At 72.1% G+C, this 15,597-nt stretch carries 10 protein-coding genes and 1 pseudogene; 4 read left to right on the top strand and 7 right to left on the bottom strand.

Annotated features, from left to right (window positions below):
- Positions 1 to 31 precede the first annotated feature (31 nt).
- The 3 genes from V5O46_RS01440 (at position 32) to V5O46_RS01430 (ending at position 7,381) form a co-directional block, all read left to right on the top strand.
- On the top strand, positions 32 to 1,408 hold the full coding sequence (locus V5O46_RS01440) for an alpha-amylase (RefSeq protein WP_332882498.1): 1,377 nt from the start codon (positions 32 to 34) through the stop codon (positions 1,406 to 1,408).
- 130 nt (positions 1,409 to 1,538) lie between these two features.
- Positions 1,539 to 6,947, top strand: coding sequence for a pullulanase-type alpha-1,6-glucosidase (gene pulA, locus V5O46_RS01435; RefSeq protein ID WP_332882497.1), 5,409 nt, complete (start codon positions 1,539 to 1,541; stop codon positions 6,945 to 6,947).
- 74 nt (positions 6,948 to 7,021) lie between these two features.
- The gene (locus V5O46_RS01430) at positions 7,022 to 7,381 is read left to right on the top strand and encodes a 5-carboxymethyl-2-hydroxymuconate Delta-isomerase (protein WP_332882496.1); all 360 of its coding nucleotides are present in this window, start codon (positions 7,022 to 7,024) and stop codon (positions 7,379 to 7,381) included.
- A gap of 16 nt (positions 7,382 to 7,397) precedes the next feature.
- Here the strand turns inward: V5O46_RS01430 and V5O46_RS01425 are convergent, their stop codons facing one another.
- The 6 genes and pseudogenes from V5O46_RS01425 to V5O46_RS01400 form a co-directional block, all read right to left on the bottom strand.
- Positions 7,398 to 7,832 carry a hypothetical protein gene (locus tag V5O46_RS01425; protein ID WP_332882495.1) on the bottom strand — a complete coding sequence of 145 codons (435 nt, stop codon included), beginning with the start codon at positions 7,830 to 7,832 and terminating at the stop codon, positions 7,398 to 7,400.
- 10 nt (positions 7,833 to 7,842) lie between these two features.
- Complete coding sequence (locus V5O46_RS01420; protein ID WP_332882494.1) at positions 7,843 to 8,532, bottom strand: TetR/AcrR family transcriptional regulator; 690 nt, start codon at positions 8,530 to 8,532, stop codon at positions 7,843 to 7,845.
- Positions 8,533 to 8,588: 56 nt separating this feature from the next.
- Positions 8,589 to 9,644, bottom strand: coding sequence for a PDR/VanB family oxidoreductase (locus tag V5O46_RS01415; RefSeq protein WP_332882493.1), 1,056 nt, complete (start codon positions 9,642 to 9,644; stop codon positions 8,589 to 8,591).
- Positions 9,644 to 10,594 (bottom strand): metal-dependent hydrolase, encoded by a 951-nt coding sequence (locus tag V5O46_RS01410; protein ID WP_332882492.1) that lies wholly within the window; start codon positions 10,592 to 10,594, stop codon positions 9,644 to 9,646. Before V5O46_RS01410 ends, V5O46_RS01415 begins: the two co-directional genes overlap by 1 nt.
- Before the next feature lie 205 nt (positions 10,595 to 10,799).
- A complete protein-coding gene (locus V5O46_RS01405) occupies positions 10,800 to 12,719 on the bottom strand; it encodes a hypothetical protein (RefSeq protein ID WP_332882491.1) in 1,920 nt (639 codons plus the stop codon).
- Between the two features lie 30 nt (positions 12,720 to 12,749).
- Positions 12,750 to 13,300: pseudogene (locus tag V5O46_RS01400) on the bottom strand (tetratricopeptide repeat protein).
- A gap of 129 nt (positions 13,301 to 13,429) precedes the next feature.
- Here V5O46_RS01400 and V5O46_RS01395 point away from each other — a divergent pair.
- Positions 13,430 to 13,828, top strand: coding sequence for a hypothetical protein (locus V5O46_RS01395; protein ID WP_332882490.1), 399 nt, complete (start codon positions 13,430 to 13,432; stop codon positions 13,826 to 13,828).
- Between the two features lie 98 nt (positions 13,829 to 13,926).
- Here V5O46_RS01395 and V5O46_RS01390 read toward each other — a convergent pair whose 3' ends face one another.
- A complete protein-coding gene (locus V5O46_RS01390; RefSeq protein WP_332882489.1) occupies positions 13,927 to 15,492 on the bottom strand; it encodes a DUF1996 domain-containing protein in 1,566 nt (521 codons plus the stop codon).
- Positions 15,493 to 15,597: the final 105 nt, after the last annotated feature.

Raw genomic sequence — 15,597 nt, 5'->3', positions numbered from 1 at the left:
GAAAGACCCTTCAGCGAAGAAGGACCCCCACATGGCACGCAGAACCCTCTCCGGGGCCGCCGCCCTCGCCGCGGCCACCCTTGTCATGGCCCCGACGTCCGATGCCCAGGCGTCCCCACCCGGCGACAGGGACGTCACCGCCGTACTCTTCGAGTGGAACTTCGCCTCGGTCGCCCGGGAGTGCACCACCGCCCTCGGCCCCGCCGGCTACGGCTACGTGCAGGTCTCCCCGCCCGCCGAGCACATACAGGGCGGGCAGTGGTGGACCTCCTACCAGCCCGTCAGCTACCGGATCGCCGGCCGTCTCGGCGACCGCGCCGCCTTCCGGGACATGGTGAACACCTGCCACGCCGCCGGTGTGAAAGTGGTCGTCGACGCCGTGGTCAACCACATGTCCGCGGGCGACGGCACCGGCACCGGCGGATCGTCGTACACGAAGTACGACTACCCGGGCCTGTACTCCTCCCACGACTTCGACGACTGCCGCTCCGAGATCGGCAACTACCAGGACCGCTACCACGTCCAGCACTGCGAACTCGTCGGCCTCGCCGACCTCGACACCGGCGAGGAGTACGTCCGCTCCGCCCTCGCCGGTTACCTGAACGACCTGCTCTCCCTCGGCGTCGACGGCTTCCGCATCGACGCGGCCAAGCACATGCCGTCCGGTGACCTCGCCGCCATCAAGTCCCGCCTCACCAACCCCTCCGTCTACTGGAAGCAGGAGGTCATCCACGGGGCCGGGGAGGCCGTCCAGCCCGGCGAGTACACCGGAAACGGCGACGTCCAGGAGTTCCGGTACGGGTACGACCTCAAGCGGGTCCTCAACGACGAGAAGCTCGCCTACCTGAAGAACTACGGCGAGGGCTGGGGCTATATGAGCAGCTCCGTCGCCGGCGTCTTCGTCGACAACCACGACACCGAGCGCAACGGATCCACCCTCGGCTACAAGGACCACGCCGTCTACACCCTGGCCAACGTCTTCATGCTGGCCTGGCCCTACGGTGCCCCCGACATCAACTCCGGCTACGAATGGTCCGACCACGACGCCGGGCCGCCGAACGGCGGGCAGGTGAACGCCTGCTGGCAGGACGGCTGGAAGTGCCAGCACGCCTGGCCCGAGATCGAGTCCATGGTGGGCTTCCGCAACGCCACGCGCGGTGAGGCCGTCACGGACTGGTGGGACAACGGGAACGACGCGATCGCTTTCGGCCGCGGCGACAAGGGCTTCGTGGCGATCAACCACGAGTCCTCCTCCCTCACCCGCACCTACCAGACCTCGCTGCCCGCCGGTACGTACTGCAACGTGCAGAACGGCACGCCCGTGACCGTCGACGGATCCGGGCAGGTCACCGCGGTGCTCGGCAGCAACACCGCCCTCGCGCTGCACGTGGACGAGCGTTCCTGCTGAGCCGCCCCGGGCAAGGGTCGTGAAAATCCTTGCCGTTGCTTTCACGACCCTTGCCGCAAGACTTGCGCCACCGCTACCGTCACGCCGGGGTCGGACCCGAACGAGCCGCAATCGCAAGGAGTTCACACCGGTGACACCGAGACGGCCGGCGCGCGGGACGCGCCGCACCTCCGCCGCACCACGGGTCGCGGCCCTCACCGTCGCCGCCCTCGCGGCGACACTCCTCCAGCCCGTCGGCGCACAGGCGGCCGCCCCGCCGCCGCCCCCTCCGGACGGGAAGCTGGCCAGGACCGCCGCGCGGCACGAGCTGACCCGCGAGCAGTTCTACTTCGTCCTGCCGGACCGTTTCGCCAACGGCGACCCGCGCAACGACCGCGGCGGCCTCACCGGCTCCCGGCTCAGCACCGGCCACGACCCCACCGACAAGGGCTTCTACCAGGGCGGGGACCTGAAGGGCCTGACCGAGCGGCTCGACTACATCAAGGACCTCGGCACCACCGCCATCTGGATGGCCCCGATCTTCAAGAACCAGCCCGTGCAGGGGACCGGGGCCGACGCCTCGGCCGGCTACCACGGCTACTGGATCACCGACTTCACCCAGGTCGACCCGCACTTCGGCACCAACGGGGACCTGGAACGGCTGGTCGACAAGGCCCACGCCAAGGGCATGAAGGTCTTCTTCGACGTCATCACCAACCACACCGCCGACGTCATCGACTACGAGGAGAAGTCCTACAGCTACCTCTCCAAGGGCGCCTTCCCTTATCTGACGAAGAAGACCGGGGAGCCCTTCGACGACGCCGACTACGCCGACGGAGAGCCCAGGCGCTTCCCGCGCGTCGACGAGAGTTCCTTCCCCCGCACCCCCGTCGTCCCCGACGCCAAGAAGAACCTCAAGGTGCCCTCCTGGCTCAACGACCCGTCGATGTACCACAACCGGGGCGACTCCACCTGGGCCGGCGAGTCGGCCACGTACGGGGACTTCTCCGGGCTCGACGACCTGTGGACCGAGCGGCCCGAGGTCGTCCGGGGCATGGAACGCATCTACCAGCGCTGGGTGCGGGACTTCGACATCGACGGCTTCCGCATCGACACGGTCAAGCACGTCAACATGGAGTTCTGGACCCGGTGGGCCACCGCCCTCGACCGGTACGCCGCCGAACGCGGTCGCGAGGACTTCTTCATGTTCGGCGAGGTCTACTCCGCCGACACCTCGGTAACCTCGCCCTACGTCACCCGGGGCCGCCTGGACTCCACGCTCGACTTCCCCTTCCAGGACGCCGCCCGCAGCTACGCCTCCCAGGGCGGCAGCGCCGAGCGCCTCGCGTCCGTCTTCGGTGACGACTGGAAGTACACCACCGACAAGGCCAACGCCTACGAGCAGGTCACCTTCCTCGGCAACCACGACATGGGCCGCCTCGGGCACTTCCTGAAGCAGGACGACCCGGACGCCACCGACACCGAGCTGCTGAAGAAGGCCCGGCTCGCCAACGAGCTGATGTTCCTCAACCGCGGCAACCCCGTCGTCTACTACGGCGACGAGCAGGGCTTCACCGGCTCCGGCGGCGACAAGGACGCCCGCCAGCCGATGTTCGCGTCCCGCACCGCCGACTACCTCGACGACGACCAGCTCGGCACCGACCGCACCCACGCCGAGGACGCCTACGACAGGAAGGCGCCCCTCTACCGGTCCATCGCCGCCCTCGCCCGGCTCCGCAAGGCCCACCCCGCCCTCGCCGACGGGGTGCAGACCGAGCGGTACGCGGCCGACGGCGCCGGGGTCTACGCCGTGACCCGCACCGGCACCGACGGCACCCAGTACGTGGTCGCCTTCAACAACGCCGACGCCGCCCGCACCGCCACCTTCGCGACCGACGCGGCGCGCACCGCCTTCCGCGGGATCTACGGCACCGACGCGACCGTGACCACCGGCGCCGACCGGCAGATCACCGTCACCGTCCCGGCGGGCGGCGCGATCGTGCTCAGGGCCGCCGCCCGGCTCGCCGAGCCCGCCACCGAGCCCGCCCTCACCCTCACCGCCCCCGAGCCCGGCGCCACCGGGACCGTCGAGCTCACCGCCGACACCGACGGCGGACGGCTCAACCGCGTCGTCTTCGCCGCCCAGACCGGCAACGGCAAGTGGCGCACCCTGGGCTCCGCCGACCACGCCCCCTACAAGGTCACCCACACCGTCCCCGCCGGCACCGCGCCCGGCACCGCCCTGCGTTACAAGGCCGTCGTCGTCGACTCGGCAGGGCGTACGGCGAGCGCCACCGCGGCCTCCGTCACCGGCACCCCGCCCGCCCCCGAACCCCCCTCCGCCTCCTCCCGCGACTACGCGATCGTCCACTACCAGCGCGCCGACGGGAACTACGACGACTGGGGCCTGTACGCCTGGGGGGACCTCGCCGACGGCGAGCAGACCACCTGGCCGGACAGCCACCCCTTCACCGGCCGGGACGCCTACGGCGCCTTCGCCTACGTCAGGCTCGAGCCCGGTGCCTCCGACGTCGGCTTCCTGGTGATCGACAAGGACGGCAACAAGGACGTCGCCGCCGACCGCACCATCGACGTGACACAGACCGGCGAGGTGTGGGTCGAGCAGGGCAAGGAGCCGGTGCTCACCGAGCGGCCCGCCCATCCGCCGCAGGACACCGGCAAGGCGGTGCTGCACTACCACCGCCCCGACGGGAACTACGACGGCTGGGGACTGCACGTCTGGTCCGGCGCCGCGAACCCCACCGACTGGGCGAAGCCGCTGCTGCCCGTGAAGACCGACTCCTATGGCGCGGTCTTCGAGGTGCCGCTCACCGAGGGTGCCACCAGCCTCAGCTACATCGTCCACAAGGGCGACGAGAAGGACCTGCCCACCGACCAGGCCTTGGACCTGCAGGCGAACGGCCACGAGGTGTGGCTGTTGAGCGGGCAGGAGCGGTACCTGCTGCCGCAGCCCGCCGGTTCCGCCGCCGCCCTGGACCTCACCACCTCCAAGGCGGTCTGGATCGACCGCGACACCGTCGCCTGGAACGGCACGGACGGCGCCGCCTCCACCCAGCTGGTCTACTCCCGCACCGGCTCCCTCGCCGTCCGGGACGGCACGCTCACCGGCGCGGACGAGAGGTGGCTGCGGCTGACGCCGACCACTCTCACCGACGCGCAGAAGGCGAGGTTCCCGCATCTGAGGGAACACACCGCCTGGTCCGTCGACCCGCGCGACCGCGACCGGGTCCGGGATGCGCTGCGCGGCCAGATCGCGGCCGTCCAGCGGGCCGCCACCGGCGCGGTGCTCGCGGCGACCGGCGTGCAGATCGCGGGTGCGCTCGACGACCTCTACGCCGCCGCCACCGAGGCCGGCCTGGGCCCGGTCTTCCACCGCGGCAGGCCCCGGCTCTCCGTGTGGGCGCCGACCGCGCAGAGCGTGGCCCTGGAGATCGGCGGCCGCACGGTCCGGATGAAGCGGAACGACAGCACCGGCGTCTGGTCCGTCACCGGACCGCGCTCCTGGAAGGGCAAGCCCTACCGGTACGCCGTGAAGGTGTGGGCGTCCACCGCCGGCAAGGTCGTCACCAACCGGGTCACCGACCCGTACTCGGTCGCCCTCACCACCGACTCCGAGCGCAGCCTCGTCGTCGACCTGGACGACCGCTCCCTCGCCCCGCGCGGCTGGAGGACGTACGACAAGCCGGAGGCGGTGCCGCTGCACGACGCGCAGATCCAGGAACTGCACATCCGGGACTTCTCCGTCGCCGACCGCACGGCCGAGCACCGGGGCACCTACCTGGCCTTCACCGACAAGGACAGCGACGGCTCGCAGCACCTGCGGAAGCTGGCGGAGGCGGGCACCTCGTACGTCCACCTCCTGCCCGCCTTCGACATCGCCACCATCCCGGAGCGGAAGGCCGACCAGGCCGTCGTCGACTGCGACCTCGGCTCCTACCCGGCCGACTCCGACCGGCAGCAGGAGTGCGTGGCGGGGATCGCGGCCGAGGACGCCTACAACTGGGGCTACGACCCGTACCACTACACGGTCCCCGAGGGCTCCTACGCCACCGACCCGGACGGCACCGCCCGCACGGTCGAGTTCCGCAAGATGGTCAAGGCGCTGAACGAGGACGGCCTGCGGGTCGTCATGGACGTGGTCTACAACCACACCGCCGCGAGCGGCCAGGCGGCCACCTCCGTCCTGGACCGGATCGTGCCCGGCTACTACCAGCGGCTGCTCGCCGACGGATCGGTGGCCGACAGCACCTGCTGTGCCAACACCGCGCCCGAGAACGCCATGATGGGCAAGCTGGTCGTCGACTCGGTGGTCACCTGGGCCAGGCAGTACAAGGTCGACGGCTTCCGCTTCGACCTGATGGGCCACCACCCCAAGGCCAACATGGCCGCCGTCCGCGAGGCCCTCGACGCGCTGACGCCCGAGAAGGACGGGGTCGACGGCAAGAAGATCATCCTGTACGGGGAGGGCTGGAACTTCGGCGAGGTCGCCGACGACGCCCGGTTCGTCCAGGCCACCCAGAAGCACATGGCCGGCACCGGCATCGCCACCTTCTCCGACCGGGCCCGCGACGCGGTGCGCGGCGGCGGCCCCTTCGACGCCGACCCCGGTGTCCAGGGCTTCGCCTCCGGTCTCTACACCGACCCCAACACCTCCGAGGCCAACGGCACCCCGGCCGAGCAGAAGGCCCGGCTGCTGCACCACCAGGACCTGATCAAGGTCGGTCTCTCCGGCAACCTGGCCGGCTACCGGTTCACCGACACCAGCGGCAAGGAGGTCCAGGGCTCCGACGTCGACTACAACGGCTCGCCCGCCGGCTACGCCGAGGCACCCGGCGACGCACTCGCCTACGCCGACGCGCACGACAACGAGACCCTGTTCGACGCGCTCGCCTTCAAACTGCCGAAGGACACGTCCCCGGACGACCGGGCGCGCATGCAGGTCCTCGCCATGGCGACGGCAGCACTCTCCCAGGGCCCGGCGCTCTCCCAGGCCGGCACCGACCTGCTGCGCTCCAAGTCACTGGACCGCAACTCCTACGACAGCGGCGACTGGTTCAACGCCGTCCACTGGAACTGCGCCGACGGCAACGGCTTCGGCCGGGGGCTGCCGATGGCCGCCGACAACCAGGACAAGTGGCCGCACGCCAAGCCGCTGCTGGGTGCGGTGCAGGTCGGCTGCCCGCAGATCGCGGGCGCGTCGGCCGCCTACCGTGACCTGCTGCGGATCCGCACGACGGAGGACGCGTTCTCCCTCACCACGGCCGACCAGGTGCAGTCCCGGCTCTCCTTCCCGCTGTCCGGGACGGACGAGACACCCGGCGTGATCACCATGCGCCTCGGTGACCTGGTCGTGGTCTTCAACGCCACCCCCGAGCGGCAGCAGCAGCGGGTCGCCGGGCTCGGCGGCACCGGCTACCGGCTGCACCCGGTACAGGCGGACGGCGCCGACGCGGTGGTGAAGGGGGCGGCCTACGAGTCGGCCTCGGGCACGTTCACCGTCCCGGCCCGGACGGTCGCCGTGTTCGCCCGGGCGGGCTGACCGCCCGCGAGCTGCGGTTAGGGTGAGCCCTGCTGTTCGGGAACGATCACGAGCAGTGACGAACAGGAGGGCTCATGCCGCAGATCACCGTCGACTACTCCGCCGAGCTCGCTGACGGCTTCGACCGGCCCGCCTTCGCCCGGGACCTGCACACCGCCGTCGTCGACATCGCGGCGGCCAGGCCGGCGGCGTGCACCACGCAGTTCCGCCGGAGCGAGGACACCGCGGTCGGGCCGGACACCGAGGGACACGCCGTCGTGCACATCACCCTCGGGCTGCTCGCGGGCCGCACCGAGGAGACCAGGGCGCGGCTCGCCGAGACCGCCCTGGAGCTGCTGCGCCGGCACCTCGCTCCCGCCGGGGGCCTCGCCGTCCACGCCTCCGCCGAGGTGCGCGACCTGGACCCGTCGTACCGGAAGCACGAGAGCCGGTAGCGCCCCCACCGCGCACTCACATCAGGTCGGGGCGGCCCAGCCACGCGGGCCTCACCGGCACCCCGTCCGCATCCCGCTCGACCTCGGCCCGCTCGTCCTCCTGCCTCCTCTCCTGCTTCCCCGCCGCCTTCGAGGGCCGGGCAGGCTCGGCCGGCGGATCCGCCGCGGGCTTCGGGGCGGCGGAGTCGTGGAGCAGCTCCGCCGCCGTGAACCGGGTGGCGAAGGACTGCATCGCCCCGTCGACGACCAGCAGGAAGCCGTCCCCGGTGCGCAGCAGCCGGCGGCGGTCGGGGCTCCAGGGGTGCTCGGGCTGGTAGCTGCGTGCCCGCCGCTCCAGCTCCGTGAGCGCCTCCGCACGGGAACCCTCGACGTGGGCCACCACGTTCGCCTCCACGTGCTTGCGGTCCCGGAACCCCACGGTCGTCTCGACGACCAGAGCCCACGTAGTCATGTTCCCCCTCCTACGAGGCCAGGGTGATCAGCCGGCCCACCAGGTCGGCGAACGGGCCGTCGGCCGGCTCGTCCTTCAGGATGCGGCGCAGCAGGGCGCCCATCTCGTCGTCGTAGGCGGCACTGACGGCGATCAGCGCGGCGAGGTCGTGGACGAGCTGGGCCTCCAGCTCGGTGCGCGGGATGCGCCGGCCGTCCAGCCAGATCAGCGCGGTCGACTCGGCGAGCGAGATCCAGGAGCGGACCGCGAGCTCCAGCCGCGCGGGCGGCTCGGTGACCTTCAGATGGGCGAGGATCTGGTCGTAGGCGGCCTGCCGCACCGAGTCGACGAGCGCGTTCGTCGCCGAGGAGCCCACCGCCGGGCCGCCGCGCATCAGGGCGGCGAAGCCGGGGCCGTGCTCGTCCACGAAGTCGAAGAAGCGGGCCATCACCCGCAGCAGCCGCCCCGCCAGCGGCCCTTCCGGGGGCTCCACGAACCGGGCCGCCAGATCCTCCGAGGCCCGCTTCAACGCCGCCTCGTAGAGGCTGAGTTTGCCGGGGAAGTAGTGGTAGACCAGCGGGCGGGAGATGCCCGCGGCCGACGCTATCTCGTCGATGGAGACCTCGTCGGGCGAGCGGCGGCTGAACAGTTCGAGGGCGACGCCGATCAACTGCTGCCGCCGCTCCTCGACTCCCATTCTGCGGCGTACCCCGGTAGTCATACGAACACCTTACCGATCGGATCCGGCCGCAGAACGGGCCGGACCGGTCCTGGTGTTCACAGGTCGAGGACGAGCCGCTCACCTTGGGCGCGCGAGACGCAGATGAGCATGGAGTCGTCGCGTTCCCCGTCCGTCAGCAGCTCGTCCCGGTGGTCGATCTCGCCCTCCACCACCCGTTGCCGGCACGTCCCGCACCAGCCCTGTTCACAGGAGTACGGGGTGTCCGGCAGCTCGGCCCGCACGGCGGCCAGCACCGAGGAGTCCGGCGCGACGGACAGCGTCCGCGCGCTGCGCCGCAGTTCGACCTCGAAGCCGTGCTCGCCCTCGGCGCTCCTGCGTGGCGCGAAACGCTCCAGATACAGCGAGGCGCCCGCCGGGAGCCGCTCCCCCACGGCCGCCATCATCCCCTCGGGGCCGCAGCAGTAGACGGCGGTGCCCTCGGGCGGGCGGGCGAGGAACCCGTCCAGGTCGGGGAGCCCGGTCTCGTCCTCGGCGGCGACCGTGACCCGGGTGCGCTCCGGGTCCAGCTTCTCGAGCTCCTCCAGGAACGGCATCGACGCCCGGGTCCGACCGCCGTACAGCAGCCGCCAGTCGGCGCCCTCCGGCAGGGCGCGCAGCATCGGCAGCAGCGGGGTGATGCCGATGCCGCCGGCGACGAAGAGATAGGCGGGGGCGCCGGTGAGCGGAAAGCGGTTGCGCGGGCCGCGCACCTGGAGCTCCATGCCCGCCCGGAGCTGCTCGTGCACCTCGCGCGAGCCGCCCCGGCCGTCCTCGACCAGCCGGGTGGCGACGGTGTACGACGAGGTGTCCTCCGGGTCTCCGCACAGCGAGTACTGCCGGATCAGGCCGGACGGCAGGACGAGGTCCAGGTGCGCCCCGGGCTCCCAGCGCGGCAGGTCGTGCCCCTCCAGGCGCAGCCGGACCACACCGTCGGCGATCTGCTCGTGCGCGGAGACGCTCAGCGTCAGTGCGCGGGACCGGGGCCGGCCGGATATCGGCGGATCCAGCGCGGGCATCGGCCACAGCGGTGAGCCCTGGATACGGCGGCGCAGCGCCCGCCGGGCGAGCAGCGCGGCACCGGCGGCCACGGCCAGGGTGGTGAGCCTGGGCATCACGCCGCTCCTTTCCCGGGCTGCCCGGTCTCCCCGGGCCTCCCGGTCTGCCCGGCCCGTTCCGCGGCCAGTGCGGCGGGGGAGGAGGCGAGGTAGGCCACGGCCTGCTGTGTGGATCCCTCCTGCGAAGGGTGGTAGGCGCGGCTCAGATAGCGCGGGACGGAGCGGAGCATGGCGCCGGTGGAGGGCAGCAGACCGCGCCGGCCGCGGAGGTAGAAGTCCCGGAGGCGGGCGCGGCCGTCGACCACGGTCGGGTCGGCAGCCATGAAGAACCGCGCCCCGCGCTGCCACAGGAACACCAGCGCCGTGAACGCGACCGCCCAGGTCCGCACCCGCCGCCGGTAGCCCCCGTCGAGATGCAGGAACAGGTCGAAGGCGACCGACCGGTGCTCGACCTCCTCCGCGCCGTGCCAGCGCAGCAGGTCCAGCATGGTCGGATCGGCGCCGCGCCGGTCCAGCTCGCCCGCGTTGAGCACCCAGTCGCCGAGGAACGCCGTGTAGTGCTCGATGGCCGCGATCAGCGCCACCCGCTCCTGCAGCCACCAGCGGCGCGGGCGGCCCGGCGGCAGGGTGCGGTCACCCAGCAGCTTCTCGAACAGCCAGTCGACCTGTGCGGTGTACGGGGTCGGGTCGAGCCCCTGCTCCCGCAGGTGCGGCAGGACCTCGTCATGGGCCTGGGAGTGCATCGCCTCCTGGCCGATGAACCCGATGACGTCCTCGCGTAGCCGCTCGTCCCGGACGTACGGCAGCACCTGCTTGTAGACGTGCACGAACCAGCGCTCCCCGGCGGGCAGCAGCAGGTGCAGCACGTTGATGGTGTGCGTGGTGAGCGGGTCCCCCGGCACCCAGTGCAGCGGCGTGTCCGCCCAGGAGAAGGACACTTTCCGTGCCTTGAGCGGGATGCGCTCGGACTCCACCGGCCGGGGCAGCCGGTCCTGCGTGTTAGACATGGCGTCAATGTACTGAGGGGTACGACCCGGGGGAACCCTTCGGGCGGGACTTGTTGACGGCAGTGTCAGTAACGGGTCCTCGGCAGGTCGGGTGAAGTCCACTGCGGTTCGGCGAGCGCCCTGAAGGGGCGTGGGTAACTGCGCGACCAGCCACGACGGCACCGCGGACGAGCGACGGCATGTCGCGGCACTTCGAGCGGAGCGCTCAGCCGAGACCGGTGAGCATCCCGCCGTCCTTCAGGGTGCCCGACAGCTCGGCCTGCGCCCCCTGTTCGGCCCGCGCGGTGAGCACGTTCCCGTTCGAGGACGCCTCGATGCCGCCCGTCGCGCGCACCGACTCCGTGTCCCGGCCGCCCGCGGCCAGCAGGTACCAGTCGCCCGTCGCCGACTTCCACAGCACTCCGGCCAGCACCTGCGGGTCGCGCGCGCCGCACGCCGGAACGCTCTCCGCCTTGGCCGCCACCGCGCCGTACCGGCCGCCCGGCGTGTGGAACTGGGCCAGCACCCGGGCCCCCTCACCCCGCCAGGTCTCGGCGCGGGTGCACACCCACGAGCCCCTGCCGCTCCCGTCGGGCAGCGGCTGCTCCGCGAACGCCCAGGCGTTCACCGACCGCACGCCCTGTCCGCGCACCGCGCCGAGCGAGCAGCCGAACGGCGCCCAGGTGCGCAGCGCCTCGGCACCGGAGGCCTCCGCGGCCGACCCGGGCCGCCCGGCCGTCAGCCGGGCCGGGACCAGCTCGCCCAGATCGGTCATCAGCCGCCGGTCCTTGCCGTCGGTCAGCTCCAGCACGTTCCACGAGGTGCACGCGCCGCTCCGCTGCGCGGGACTTGCCAGCGGCGAGGTCACCCCGTCGGTCAGCGTCAGCTCCATCGCCCCGGCGCCCGGCTTCGTGAGGTCCCGCTCCGCCGCCTCGGTCACCCAGGGCGCCGTCAGATAGCGCACGTTACCGTCCGCCCGGCCCAGCACCACCGCGGTGGCCTCCGCCCGGCCCGCCCCGTCGGCGCGCGCGAAGTCCAGCGCCGCACCCGCGGTGCCGTCCTCCGGCTCGGCATACCGCACGACGCGCAGACCGTCGTGGAGGATCACCACGCGCGCGGCGTCGACCGTCCCCGCGTACAGCAGCCGCGGTGGTCCCGCCGGGCCGCCGGTCGGGGTGCCGGGCGTCGCCGAGACCCGCACCGTCCCGCCGGGGCGTGCCCACACAGCGAGCGCGCGGCGCAGCAGCTTCCCGTCGTCGGTGAGGCCGCCGCGGGCCGGCCACACCGAGAAGTCGGTGCGGTCCGAGGACCGCCAGGCGGCGGGCGCGGCCCTGGTCAGCCGACCCGGGTCGAGGGCGGCCTCGGCGGCGGGATTGCGGGCGTACGGCGGGGCGGCGGCCCCGTCCGGCCCCCAGCCCTCGCCGGGCAGCCCCAGCAGCGCCCCGCACACCACCAGCGCCACCCCGGCGACGAGCGCCGCCCTGGTGTGCTGACGGCGGCGCATCAGATCGGTCGGGCGGGCCTGGAGCGAGCACGGGTCGAACTCGGGCGAGTCGAGCAGTGCGTGCTGCCCGGGTACGGAGTCGGCCTCCCGCAGCGCCGCCGCCACGTCGCCGACCCCGGCCGCCCCCAGCACCTGGCGCACCTCGCCGTCCGGGAGCTTCTCCAGACCGCGCAGCGCATACGCCGCCCGGCCCGGCCCCGACAGCGCGGACAGCCGCTGGTCCAGGGCGAGTTCGTCGGCGCCGCCGGAGCGCGGGAACAGCTTCAGCCCCCACACCTGGGGGAGCAGCGGGGGCAGCTGGGACCGCCTGGGCCGGGCCCTGCGCCGCAGCGGCAGCCCGGCCTCCAGCGCCGTACGCACCACCGCGAGCCGGACCAGCGCATAGCCGGGGTCGCTCTCGCGGCCGGTGGACTGCGCCGGGATGACGGGTGTCGTCGTACGGTTCCGCGGGAGTGCGCGCTGGGCGAGGGCGTGCGCGGTCATCACCCGGCGGCTGCGGCCGAGACCGGACGGCAGCACCAGGTAGGCGAGCCGGACCAGTCGCGGGTAGTGCTCGACGAGCGCGGCCTCGGCCTGCTCGACGTCGACGACCGGGTCGGCGGCGGACGGTGCGGGGCGCGGGGCGACATCCTGTGACTGCACGTTCAGCAGAACGAGCGAATCGACGGTTGGTCACCGGACCGCCACGGACGACTCCTCCGGCGCGCCGGGCAGACGCGCGTAGTTCGCCATCGGCCTCTGGTGTCGCGGCAGACGGGGAGCGAGCGCGCCGAGCACCAGGGACAACCCTGCCCGGTCACGGCTCACACCCGACCGGCCCGGCGCCGGGCAGGCGGGCACCGCGTCGTCCGACTCGTCCGGCTCCGCGTCCAGCTCCGGGGTGAGCAGCTCGACGCCCTCCTGCGGGCGTCCGAGGTTGCGCGGCGAACCGGTGAGCCGGATCCCGGCCCGGCGCGCCCCTGGCGGCTCACCTCGGCGAGTCCGAGCGCCGGCGCCTCCCGGTACCGCGGCACCGCCTGCTCGGTACGGCCCGTCGAGTCCCAGGCGCAGGCCTGCTCGAACGGGCCGAGCGGACTGTCCGCCGGCAGCTCCGCGACCGGTGCGCCGATCACCGCCCGGAACGCCGCCCGGTCCGCCGCGTCGTCCCCGTCGTCGTCCGCACGGCCGTCGAGCGTCGCCCGTGCGGCGGCCACCCGGATCTCCGGTCCGTGTCCACGCGCCACCTTCGCACGCCCGCGCCCCGGTGGCACCGGCGTTCTTTGAGCACGTCGTGGCCCGCAGCCGTAAGGAGGGCGACGGAGCCCCGTGCCGGGGCGTGGTGCGGCATGCCGCCGAAGGGACCGGAGGAACTCATGAGGCTGACCCGAGCGAAGTCGGCGCTGGCGGGCGCGGTGGCGGTGCTGGCGCTGACGGGCTGCGGAGCCGGTACGGACGGTGCCGGGGACGTGCCGGAGACCGCGACGGGGAACCTGGAGCAGCTCGCCGCCGAGGTGAAGTGCGAGCCGAACATGCAGACCGACGCCGACCAGATCCGCCAGGCCATCTGCGCCAAGGGCGACGAGAAGTACGTCCTGGTCACCTTCGCCACCGACCGCGGCCAGCGCGAGTGGATCAACACGGCCAAGGACTACGGCGGCTACTACCTGGTCGGCCGCAAATGGGTCGCCGTCGGCCACGAGGACACCCTGACCACACTGCAGGGCCGGCTCGGCGGCGCGATGGAGGTGGGCCTCAACCACGCCGACCACTAGGGGGACCGATCACTGAGGACGGACCCCCGGCATGCGGGAGCCGGCGGTGGGATCTCCCACCGCCGGCTCTTTGCGCGGCCGGTCCGGTGCCTACCGGCTCACTGGCAGTCCCTGCCGCTGTTGATGCACTTGACCACCTGCTTCATCAGCCGGTTGTCCATGACGTTGATGAAGTCGTTGTGGTCGGTGATCGGCTTGTGCAGCTGCTCCGGGAAGCCGTCCACCGCGAACGGGTTCTGCACCTGTCCGTTCTCGATGACCGGGGCGGGCACGTCGTAGATCAGCCGGATCTGCAGCTGCGGGATGGCCTGGAAGCCGTTGGCGCAGCCGCCGTCCTCCTGGACGAAGTCCACGTGGTCCCGGTGGTTGGCGCTGTCGATGTTCTGGCCGTCCCAGCAGCTCTGGAAGTTGGCCGTGCGGACCACCTTGCTGCCCTCGGGGCAGATCGGGTACTTGTCCGTCAGCTGCCGGTCCTCGAAGCCCGTGCAGCTCAGCGAGGCGTTGGCGTTGGCGTCGCCGTTGGTGAAGGCCTTCGCGTCACCGGTGATGATGCGCAGGAACTTCGGCATGGCGACGACGTCGCTCTGCTTGTTGCCGACGAACTTGATCTCGGCCTGCTCGGCCTTCAGGATCCTGCCGACGTTGCCCTCGGCGCCGCCGCCCAGATCATTGGCGTCGAACTCCTCGGTGCCGTCCTGGAGCCGCAGCACCGGCCAGTAGTAGGTCGACTTGTCGGCCTGGTTCTGGCAGGAGGTGTCCGCGTCGGCCAGGTCCTCGTCGCTGGAGAAGGCGTCGTTGTCCTGGTTGCCGACGTAGTCGTGGGTGTGGTGGGCGCCGTTGTCGACACCCGGGGCCACGATCAGGTTGTCGCTGTTGAACAGGTTGTTCTCGTTGACACCGCAGAACGTGGTGAAGCTGCCCTGGGAACCGGAGTCCCCGTCCGCCTTCAGCCCGTTGCCGTTGGACGGCGGGACGTTCGGCTCGACGGTGGTGATGTCGACGAAGTCGTCGGCGAACGGCCCGGCGGCACCGTTGCCGTTGTCACCGACGTTCTGGCCGTCACCCTGGTTCTGGCCGTCGTTGTCCTGGTTGCCGTCGCCGTCGTTGTTGCCGTTGTTGTTGTTGTCGTTGTTGTTGTTACCGCCGTCGTTGTTACCGCCGTTGTTGTCGTTGCCGTTGTTGACGTCCGGCTGTTCGGCGGGCACCCCCTGGCAGCCGGCCAGCTCGTCCAGGTTGTCGTCGGCGTTGCCGCCGGCGCGGTTGATCTCCAGCTGGATGCGGTCGATGATCGCCTTCCGCCGGTCCTTGAGCGGACTGAGGATGCTGTTCTGGACGAACCGCGGGTCCTGCTGCTGCGCCCGGCGCGTGGTGGCCAGCCGCTGGTAGGCGTTGGTGATCTGCTGGTCGAGCGTGGCCAGTTCGCCGTCGACCTCCCCGCGGGCCCGGTCGGGCACGTCGGAGATCTGCTGGCCGACGTCGGGACAGTCGATCGTCGCGACCTGCGCCGCCGCGGACCTGGTCTGGTCGTACCCCCGGTTCTTCTCGTGTGCCGAGGCGTAGAAGTTGGCCCAGATCAGCCCGCCCCCACCGAGCGCTAGGGCCGCCGATGCGGCTATGGCCTTGGTGGCCAGCGGCGTACGGCGTTTTCTTGTGTTGCGTCCCATGGAACTCCTCTGCTTCCTTGCGGGGGCGGGGCATCGGGGCGCCCGTCAGGAGTGAAGCGGCTCCTTCCCATACGGAGTCCGCCGCAGAGGTGTTCACCCGTCCCG

The sequence above is a fragment of the Streptomyces poriticola genome (assembly GCF_036689765.1).
Taxonomy (GTDB): Bacteria; Actinomycetota; Actinomycetes; order Streptomycetales; family Streptomycetaceae; genus Streptomyces; species Streptomyces poriticola.
The sequence above is the reverse complement of the archived record's forward strand: the minus strand, read 5'-3'. Positions and strand labels throughout refer to the sequence as shown.

What these genes read in the sequence shown, in the direction of transcription:
- V5O46_RS01440 (WP_332882498.1), top strand. Translation starts at nt 32, where the DNA reads ATGGCACGCAGAACCCTCTCCGGGGCCGCCGCCCTCGCCGCGGCCACC.
- V5O46_RS01430 (WP_332882496.1), top strand. Translation starts at nt 7,022, where the DNA reads ATGCCGCAGATCACCGTCGACTACTCCGCCGAGCTCGCTGACGGCTTC.
- V5O46_RS01425 (WP_332882495.1), bottom strand. Translation starts at nt 7,832, where the DNA reads ATGACTACGTGGGCTCTGGTCGTCGAGACGACCGTGGGGTTCCGGGAC.
- V5O46_RS01420 (WP_332882494.1), bottom strand. Translation starts at nt 8,532, where the DNA reads ATGACTACCGGGGTACGCCGCAGAATGGGAGTCGAGGAGCGGCGGCAG.
- V5O46_RS01415 (WP_332882493.1), bottom strand. Translation starts at nt 9,644, where the DNA reads ATGCCCAGGCTCACCACCCTGGCCGTGGCCGCCGGTGCCGCGCTGCTC.
- V5O46_RS01410 (WP_332882492.1), bottom strand. Translation starts at nt 10,594, where the DNA reads ATGTCTAACACGCAGGACCGGCTGCCCCGGCCGGTGGAGTCCGAGCGC.
- V5O46_RS01395 (WP_332882490.1), top strand. Translation starts at nt 13,430, where the DNA reads ATGAGGCTGACCCGAGCGAAGTCGGCGCTGGCGGGCGCGGTGGCGGTG.
- V5O46_RS01390 (WP_332882489.1), bottom strand. Translation starts at nt 15,492, where the DNA reads ATGGGACGCAACACAAGAAAACGCCGTACGCCGCTGGCCACCAAGGCC.